This window comes from Prevotella sp. C0209C1 (assembly GCF_056583855.1).
Genome location: NZ_JBWPJP010000046.1, coordinates 1 through 10,249, shown reverse-complemented (window position 1 = coordinate 10,249; position 10,249 = coordinate 1). Strand labels below are relative to the sequence as shown.

Annotated in this window: 2 protein-coding genes and 3 pseudogenes; 2 read left to right on the top strand and 3 right to left on the bottom strand. The window is 35.6% G+C overall.

Annotated elements, in window-relative coordinates:
* Positions 1–4 precede the first annotated feature (4 nt).
* A pseudogene (locus AC1DCD_RS09710) lies at positions 5–1,375 on the top strand (IS5 family transposase).
* Positions 1,376–2,261: 886 nt separating this feature from the next.
* Here the strand turns inward: AC1DCD_RS09710 and AC1DCD_RS09705 are convergent.
* From AC1DCD_RS09705 to AC1DCD_RS09695, 3 genes and pseudogenes are all read right to left on the bottom strand, one after another.
* Complete coding sequence (locus AC1DCD_RS09705) at positions 2,262–4,463, bottom strand: outer membrane beta-barrel protein (RefSeq protein ID WP_353585692.1); 2,202 nt, start codon at positions 4,461–4,463, stop codon at positions 2,262–2,264.
* A gap of 445 nt (positions 4,464–4,908) precedes the next feature.
* Positions 4,909–5,166 (bottom strand): annotated as a pseudogene (locus tag AC1DCD_RS09700) (helicase); the annotation flags it as partial.
* 436 nt (positions 5,167–5,602) lie between these two features.
* A pseudogene (locus tag AC1DCD_RS09695) lies at positions 5,603–6,830 on the bottom strand (IS1380 family transposase).
* A 169-nt stretch (positions 6,831–6,999) separates the two neighbouring features.
* On the opposite strand from AC1DCD_RS09695, the gene AC1DCD_RS09690 reads away from it, so the two are divergent.
* On the top strand, positions 7,000–9,846 hold the full coding sequence (locus tag AC1DCD_RS09690; protein ID WP_464641067.1) for a DUF4135 domain-containing protein: 2,847 nt from the start codon (positions 7,000–7,002) through the stop codon (positions 9,844–9,846).
* Positions 9,847–10,249 lie beyond the last annotated feature (403 nt).

Genomic DNA, 10,249 nt, shown 5'->3' with positions numbered 1-10,249 from the left:
AACAATGTATAAATCTCCATCCAACACCCATCAGGTATCAATGTTTTGGGACTTGGCATCCATGCTCAATCCCACCCTTCCAATGTATAAACTTGCCAATCTGATAAATTGGGAAACCTTTGAGCGTTCCTTTGCCCCCTTGTACTGTAAGGACAACGGACGCATGGCTAAGCCTATCCGCCTGATGGTCGGTCTTATAGTGCTGAAGCATATTCGCAACGTCTCGGAGAACGCCTACTACCAGTATTTTTGCGGAATGGAATCCTTCACCATCTCCAAGCCTTGCGTGCCGACGGAACTCGTGGAGTTCCGCCATCGCATTGGCGAGGCGGGCATGGAGTTGATTCTCAAGGAGAGCATCTGGGTCAACCTGCTGCTTGACGACAAGTGGAAAGAGAATGAAAACAGAAATGACAGCAAGGACGGTCGTGGACGCAAGTCCGACACCGAGCAGACAGCCTTTATCGACTCTACCGTGCAGGAGAAGAACGTCACGTTCCCCACGGATTCGAAACTCCTGAATAAAATCATCGGCTTCTGCCGCAGCGTGGCTCATGCAGAGCATCTCAAGGTGCGCCAAAGCTATGCCGGGGAAATCAAGAGACTTAAGCTTGTGCAGCGTTTCCGTGGCAGGAAGAACAGTTCAGCCAAGGTAAGGAAAGCCGACCGTCGGATGCGCACCATTGCCAGAATGCTGTTGCGCGAGCTGGTTCGGTATTTGCCCCCAGAGAACTCTTACCAAGAACGTATTGAAGTCTGCATGAAGTTTGTTAACGGCGAGAGAATGGACGGTCATAAGATCTACTCCCTTCATGAGCCGGACGTGTTGTGCATCAGCAAGGGGAAGGACCACAAGAAATACGAGTTCGGCAATAAAGTCTCCCTTGTCAGACTGTGGAATGGTCTCATTGTCGGTGCATTATCTTCCCGCAATGAATACGACGGTCATACGATAGACAAGGCAATGGAGCAGGTCGGCAGGGTCTATGGCAGGAAAATCAAAAGACTTGCGAGGGACAGATGGTATCGCGGGCAGGAAATGTGCGGAGAGACGAACATCATGATACCCAGTGTTCCCAAGGCAAGCTACTCGCCACACACGAAAAAGAAATAACAAAGGTTCTTCCGCAAGAGAGTAGGAATAGAGCCTGTCATAGGGCACTGCAAGGCATATCATCGATTGGGGAGGAACTTCTACAAGGGTCTCTTGGGTGATACCTTCAATGTGATGCTCGCTGCGGCTGCATTCAACTTCAAAATAGCCATGCGGCTTCTTTTGTGCCTTATTCGAACCATGATAAAATGGAGTATTCAAGGAGTGGATTCCAACGTTAATGAAACAAAGGTGTTATCCAATACCATTTGCTGGTTGTAAGTTGGGTTCTTGAGGGACGACTACATAACTAGAATATGTATAATACCCAATTTGATAGTAACCAAAAGATTCTATTGGTTTGTATATAATTTCCCCAACATGTTTCTTAAATTCTATTAATTATTTCCTTGATGTCGTAACAATAGAGCGAGGTGTATTGAGCTTTTGATTTTTAGCTTCTAATAATATTTGCTCCTTATTTACGGAAAAAGATGAAATATTGGGAACCCAATATTTATCTTTTAAAAGAAAGATATATAATCAATAATAGATTTTAACTTTAAATTACTTTCTTTATTTATTTTTTACTTATTTTTCCTAAATCTACACCTTTATAAAACTCCACCTCTTTTATAAACCGCCTATATAGAATTACATTAATTTACTGAGTCAGATTTAAATTATTTATAATAACCTCTCCTGTCTGAGAATTTAAAGTGAGAGAAGATGTAAGTAAAGTCTTCTATCGTAATTTTTCGAAATGGATATTTATAGTATAATAGCCATTCTGAAATAGGATCTGTACCTTGCTCGTAATCTTTATATGATAAAATGAGAATCATTTATAATAAAATTTAATAGGAGCAGCACTATATATTAAAATAAAGTAACTGCTCCTAAATTACTTAATCCTTAATCATGATGAGTCGAACTGTCATTGTATGAAGACGTGTCTGAGTGAGTGGACGTATCTGAATTTATGGATTTGTCATTACTAGTTGATTTTGCCAATTCTGAGTCAGATGAATTTGGAGCTCCAGCAATTCCTTTCAAATGAATTTGCTCTTTGCAACTAAGACTTTCAAAAGTCTTAATGTCCATAATTTTTCTTTTTTTTTATAAATTTAATTTTTATATTGTTATACATAATAACCCCTATTTAAGGTTATTTATTTCTATTTTGATTGTTTCTTGCTCCGCTAATAGAATTTGTATTTCCTTTTGAAAACTCATATACAATTGAAATACCAAACTGCCTTTTATCCTTGTACAAAATGGTAGAGGATTGGTATTGTTTGTCGTTTATACTATACGTCTCTATAGATTTTTGGTTAAAGATATCTCGCGCAAAAAGTGATAACGTGATATTACTTCGTGGAATATAATAGGAATAATTAATATCCATTATGAACATATCGTTTATTATTCTTTGATTACTCTTATTTTTAGCAATATATGTAGTATTCAACGATATTTTGTGATCACCGAACATTAACTGAAATGGGACTGTTGCCACTAACAAATGATTATTTCTCCAATCATAGCCATTGTAAAAACGTCCAAATTCTAAGTTAATACTAGGGTTCAAATAATAATGTTTTTTCCTGAGGTTATAATAAACAGATAACCCCCAACTATCTATTTTCCCTATATTTTGCCATTTCTTTATAAGGTTCCCTTCTTTGTCATAATTATCTGCTAGTAGCTCTGTAACATTGTTTACCCATTGCTTTGAAAGACAAAATACAAAGTTTGAATAGGTAAGACTAGCGTCCACTTGATGTTTTGTGGATGGAGTAAGTAAATTATTGCCAGATTGCAACACTTTACCAGTTTCTATTGTCTGATAGTTTGTCAGCATCCATGCTAATGGGCGATTAATCGTTTTTGCATAATTGATATCTATTCCTATAGATTTCTCACTATATCTCAAAGATACTTTAGGGAGAAAAGACATTGTTTTATAATGGTTATTGTTATTATGTTCCACTTGTAGTACGGCATTTCCGCTAAATTGGCTATATTCCATAAAAATGGAAACTCCTGAAGTGAACGTGTGTTCTTTATGTTTATTCTGTGAGTTGTTTACATTGGAATCCATATTTTTAATTTCTAGATAAGAATAAGCTATGTTACCATTTACACTAAAATTCTTAGATTTATTTGTATAAGTATATTCCAAAAAGGAATTTGGAGATATGCTTATATTTTTAAGGTGCTGTGATTGGATATTATCTATGGAGACAGTAATGTCTGATATAGATCTATTATAGGAAGCCTCCCAATGTAATGTATGGTTTCCCATATTGCTATTTAAGAAAAAACTACCTGTAAAATCATTAAACTTTTGTGGATAATATAGTATATCTTTAATTTCTAATAATTCCACAGAATTTCTACGTTTCTTTGTATTATCTATCCCATAATTAAGATTTAATCCAGCAGAAAGTGCTTTATTGAATGTAAGCTCCCCACTATAGTCAGCATAAAAATATTTTTCGCACTCCTTATCAGCAAAATCTATAATGGTTTTTTTGTTTCCATAATTATAAATAGAGAATTCTCCTTTCATTTTTTTTAATAATTCTCCTGTAATAAGCAATGTCGTATTGAATTTATTTTTACTCAACTGTGTAAACACATTACCTATAACATTCCCATTTTTTCCCGAATAAGCTTCAATAGAGGGGGTCAAAGAATAATTGTTATCCTTATTTAATATAATAATTAGCTCATATTGTATTCCGTGCCCTAAAGTAAGTTTCTTTAATCTTATTTCATCAATATTCTCCGTAAATAATGAACGCAGATTATTTATAATCTCTTTTGTTACAGGTTTAAGAACTCCCGTTGTACCCAACCGTATTCCTGCTATTGGATGCCTAAAGTAAGAGAATTCTTCATCATTGTATAGAGCACCAGGTATAAAATTCAATATCGCACCTAAGTTTTGATGCTTAAATACTTCTACATCTTTTATTTTAATAACATCTTGTATGAGTGAATGTTTGACCATCTTCCGATAGCCATTTATTTTAACTTCATCCAAAACCTTATAAGAATTTACATAAAACTTAATTTGTTTTTGCCAGCAGTGTAAGGTACTATCTAACAATTCGTCGCCGAAATAGCTGATTTGAATTCTTCGAGCAATGACATCGTTTGATATGTAGGTATTTCCGATAGAGTCTGTTATAAGCCTCAACGGTTTACCCTCTTTAGGAAAAAGAGTGACAGTAGCTCCAATAATAGGTGTAATACTATCAATGTCAAACACTTGAAGCAAAGTTGAATCCATAGGACTTTGTCCAAATGTGTTAAAGGGATAAAGAAAAGACAATAAAAATATGATAATACTCTGTTTCATACTAGAACATTTACCTTTACAATTAAAATATATATTGATGCATTATGATAATACCATAACGTTTGTTCTATACCTCTAAGTGCAATATTATGCGAAATATTTCAATCTACCAAATTTTTCGAAGGATTTTTCTTAAAAAAGTTTCACTTTTCTCTTTTTTTCTCACTTTACAGTGTAAAATGATTGATTATGACCCTTTTTGATAGCATAATAACTGTACTAAAACTTGAACAAATTACTTCCAATAGAATTAGATGTTGCAACTAATATTAAGGTGTACCTACAATTTATTTCCGTAAAAGCACACTGTTTTCATCAGAAAATATTATCTTTGCACAATCAGTTTAAGTGTTCTTTGAGACATTGCAGTATAAAGAAAGGGAAAGAAACTCGCTCGTTTCCAACTCGTAACCCATTTACCCTTTATTCGTTCTTAGTTTGTTGATTATCTGAAAGATACAAAATTCAAAAATCTTTTGCGGGCGTAATCAGTTGCAATCAGCATCTTTGCCTTTTCCTCACTCTCGCTCAACGGCGCACGCCCCAAAAGCGTGGCATCACCGTTTTTGGCAAACTCCATCAACTTGCCGATAAACTCCTCCTGTTCAGGTGTCGGCGGAATGTTATGGAGTATCTCGTTTTTTTCGGGACAATCGATGCCTATATCCTTTGCTGTGCGGAAATCGCAAATCTCCGCATAAAAGTAATAGAAGCGAATGTAATCGGCTGATTATAAAAGGAAAGCATAAATAAGAATAATAAAAGGTGAACGATTTGGAAACGAGCGAGTTTCTTTCTCCTTCTTTCTTTTGCAATGCCTCAAAGAACTCTTTATTCTTGTTTGCAAAGATATAAATTTTTCACAAGAAGGTATACGGATTTCAAGAAATTCATAGAAAACTTCACTGTATGAAATTGGAAAAATTATGAAAATCAGAGAAAAAAGATGCTGAAAAATTTGTTGTAAACCTCAAATCCGCAACTAAGCCCTTGAACGTCCTTATTGCGTTTACACGTCCTCTCATTACTGAATTTGCAGATAATTTGAATTTGAAGCCCCCACCTCTGCCTACAATATCCCCTTACCTCACAATGTGACTTGAGGCAATACACAATATCATTCCCATAAGTTGTATGCATTATCCAAAATTAGTCTGGAAAACATCTGCGTAAGCATTATTACAGGTATAGATATTCAGCACATACTGCCTTGATGTTCTGATCCACTAGGCTGGTACAGAGATAAACCTGAAGACAAACGCTTTTATGCGACTTGTTGCATCGAGTCCGAACTTCTTTACGTCAAGTCTTTGAATAATGACCTTGTAAAAGTTACGGATAAGTGCTGTAAGAAGAAGGAACACTGTGTTCTCTGCCATGAAGGATTTGGACAATCTGTCCCACCCGAAACCATTGTTCATATTATCGAAGATATGTTCCTTTCCTCCACGAAGGTTATAGAACTCGACAATTTCTCTTACGGAAGAATCATAGTCGTTAGTCAGAATACAACGGTATGTGTATTCTCCTTCTCAAAAATCCTGCACACCATCCATCCGTTTCTGTCTTTGAATCACAAGTCGATATGCCTTACCTTTCCACTTCTCAACAAGGATAGAGTTCAATTCAAACCCAATGCAATTGATTTCCTCAGTTTTCCAGCCTTTGAGAGCAAAGGTATCATTGTAGATCGAACTGCAGCGATTAGCAGGGATATAGAAGGACTTGCAGTGTTTTTCTATTTCCTCCACGATTTCCACGGAACATGATCCACAATCAGCACTGAAGCGATTGATAATGAGCCTATTCTGTTCAAATCTCTCAAAAAATCTCTTCAGCGTGTCCTTCTGATGGAAACGAACATTTGTGTTACCATCGCTATTCTCTATACCGACTATCAAATTGCCAATAACCGCCACGCCAGGGCGATAACCAAGGAACTTCTTGTACGTAGGCTTTGCATCATACTTCTCTGTCTCTATGAACTGGTGGTCGAAATCAACATCATATATCTCACCCTCTTTCAGTTGGCCAGATGCAAATATACAATTGAGCAATAAAGTATTGAGAGTGTCAGCCGTATTGAAATCGTAGGTCTTGCCCATATCTGATGTGTATGAAATGTTTTCTTGCGTCAGCTCCTTTATCGCTCTGAGGATAGTATCAGAGCTACAAGTGCGAAGTGTCGGATGAAGCGAGAGGAGGTTCATCAAATGAGTAGTGACATACTGGGGTACATGAACCGCCACAGAAGTAAATACTCATGAGAGAACGGATGATTTCGCTGTACTGATAACCGAACGATCCACACCTTAGACCGAGGGTTGAGTCGATTACAGATGATAATGTGGAGTCAAATTGCTCCATGATTGAAAATAATCCCCCAAAAGGAGTGAGTCTCTCAGATTTAATTTATATCTTTGCCATGTCTATCGTCGGATTCTCTTGTTTTTTTTTGCAACACTAAGATAAGTGAAAATTCTGACATTACAAAATCTTGAGCAACTTTTTGTTGCTCAGATACTTATATAGTAATATGGATTTGAAATTCGAAATACTTAAATATTCACATAAGCAAACTTGCAACAATGCACAAGAAGGAAAAGGATTCTTTATGTTTCCTTACTACAACTATATCTATGATGCAATAATCAAAATCATAGATAATTATCCGTTTTTGCAGACAGATGACATTGTAGAGCAGCTTTCATACCAAGTCGTTTCTTATGCTTACAATACTTATTTGAAGTTTGTTTATCCATTTGAATTTAATTTGGCGAAAGAAAATAACTTTTTGAAAGGTAGCACAGAAGAAGAACAAAGTCTATTCTTTCGTGATACATTATCATCTAATGATGAATGGATAACATATTTCTTTGAAAAATACCCGAAGTTGCTTTCTATACTTGAGAGTTATTCTGTCAATATTATGCATCATATTGATAGGCTTCTTTCTGCTTTAAAAGTAGATATAGAAAGTTCTGCCATAAAAGATTTAAAGATTACAGAGATTAAACTTTTTGAAGGGGATTTGCATGAGGGCAATTGTGTCTCATCAGTTTTGTTTTTCAATGGTACGAAATTGTATTACAAGCCAAGAGGAGCTGCTAATGAAAAGTTCATTGCGGATACAATATCTGTACTTGATAAGATGGGATTATCTATACATTTGGGGATTCCTGCCTTCATAGATAGAAATAGCTATTCTTGGCACTTGCAAGTAAAGCCTTGTGATATGGAGAATTGTGATTCTATTAATGAGTACTATTATAATTTGGGAAAAATACAGGCTTTCTTATATCTGTTTGGTGCACAAGATATAATTCCTGATAATCTAATGGTTTTTGGTAATTGCCCATATATAATTGATTGTGAATCTGTTGTATCAAAGAAATTTAAACATTTAGATAGCACTAAAATCAGTGCGTATTTACAATCTTCTGTCCTTGAAACTGGTATCTTACCAGATTGGATGTTTAATGATGCAAATGAAAGGGCGCAAATCTCATCTGTTTTATTTGAATTTGATGCTTTTAATTATCATTTGCCGAAGAAAGAAGGAAAATGTTATACTATAACGACAGAAACTCTTCAAGATTTTGAAAAAGGTTTTGCAGACGCATGTGACTTTATGAGAGCACATAGACTTGAATTATCAAGATATTTCAACTCCTATGATTTCAATTCTATATGTTTAAGAGTCTTATTGCATCCAACAGTTATATATTCTTATCTTTTAACAGAGATGGTAACTCCCCCATATCTGCATGGAGACAAGGATATAAAGGAACTTATAGAACCTATTGTCAGGAAAGAATCTTATGGTGTGTTAAGCGTTCCTCTTATACATTCTATTGCAAATCAGATAGAAAAAGGGAATATACCCTACTATTTCATGTATTTAAACAAGAATTCTCTATATACTTTGCCAAATAGCATCGTTGTAGATGAATGGATTTCTGTTGCCCCAAAAGAAAACTCTGTTATAGTAGAAAAATTATCTACACTCTCCACAAAAGTGCAGGAAGAGCAATTGTGCATGATAGATGAGTCTGTAAATTTCTTTATAGATGTTGTAGGAACTACTAATATAAATAAAGTGCGCATTTTACCTGTTGGAAAAGATTCCTTAGATAGAAATGTTCTATGGCAAGCAATCGAGCGAATTGAGAAAGAAATTCGTAAACGAATGATACAAATTGATAATGAAATAGGATTTGTATGTAGAACAAGGAATGTCTATGATGGAAAATTCCAAGTCTGTTTGATGAACGACTCTTTATATGATGGACTTTTGGGAGTATGCTTGTTTTACCTTACCTTGTTCACATACAGTCATAACATACAACACAAAGAAATTGCGCATGGAATTTTTCAGCAACTGTGCGAACATAGGGATATTGTCCATATTGGCGTTGACAAAAGTGAGATTGCTATATCGCCTTTATCTGGTATTATGGGATTGTTGTACATTATGGAAGTATTTCCAGATTTATACAATGTTTCGGTGTATCAGTCTATAATCAAAGAAGTAAAAGAACTGATACCTATTACCACTCTATTTGATTATATGTCAGGATTAGCAGGTGTAATACTTTTTACAACACAATGCAAATTAATGAAAGAAACTGATAAGTTGACTATTTTGAAAACGAGTGGTGAAAGGCTGTTGCAACTTGCCAAGAATATAAAAGGTAAAACATATTGGACATATACTGATGGCAACAAGATTATTGGTAAAAATGATTTGAATTTAGGAGGATTTGCTCATGGCAGTTCTTCTATGGCAACAGCAATATTTTTGCTGTATAAACAATTTGGTGACATTCGATATTTAGAAGCATTTAAACACTCGTTACTTCATGATCGCTCTTTTTATTCTGATAAGATTCAAGGCTGGATCGATGGAAGAAACCCTTCATATGAAGAAGATAGCGGAAGTTGGTGTCATGGTGCAACAGGAATTGCATTGTCAAGACTTATCTTGGCGTCAGAAGGATTTTCCGATAAAACAATGGTAAAAGAACTAAAAATAGCTATCAACCAGATTGAAAAAAGAATTGGCTATAATCTTTCTGTTTGTCATGGCTCTATGGGAAATTTGGAAATACTGCACTTGTTATCTATGCAAAATGATACAAAAACTTTTAGATGGGTTAATTCGATAGCAACAGAGATAAGTAAAAGCCAAGATATTATTTGTGGAGATGACAACCGAAATAGTCAAGTAGGGTTGTTTTTGGGATTTGCAGGAATAGGATATCAACTTCTAAAATTTTATGATTGGAAAAATATTCCAAGTATATTGTGTCTTGAAATCGCTCACTCCACATTTTTAAATGAAAATAAAAGCGGATGCCGAAAAGCTCATAGAGTAGGCTAACTTAAATTATTTCAATTTATGAAAAAAATTAATCAGTTGAAATCTGTTCTGACAGACGAATTCTCTGTTCTGAACAAGGAGTCATTAATGCTTGTTCTTGGAGGTCAAGCTCACACTGTAGCAGCACAAGGTTCTTGTGGTTCTTCAAGAAGTAGCCGAAGCTGTGACCATACAGCTGTGTGCAATTGCATGTGTCCTATTATTGTTAAACGACCAAAACCGGGCCTACCAAGCACCAACCTTTAATGGAATTGTAGCTTGTAAGGTTCTCTGAAGAGTTCAAATGGATGGGGCTGCCAAATACTATATTTCGGCATACCCCATCCTTGGTGTACGCTCGGCATGAGCATTTTCTAACGGGTGGAAGTCCCGAGTAAGCCCTAATAGCGGGAATTACATAGCC

Excerpts from the sequence above, each read along its gene's own strand:
- AC1DCD_RS09705 (WP_353585692.1), bottom strand. The coding sequence starts at position 4,463 with ATGAAACAGAGTATTATCATATTTTTATTGTCTTTTCTTTATCCCTTT.
- AC1DCD_RS09690 (WP_464641067.1), top strand. The coding sequence starts at position 7,000 with ATGGATTTGAAATTCGAAATACTTAAATATTCACATAAGCAAACTTGC.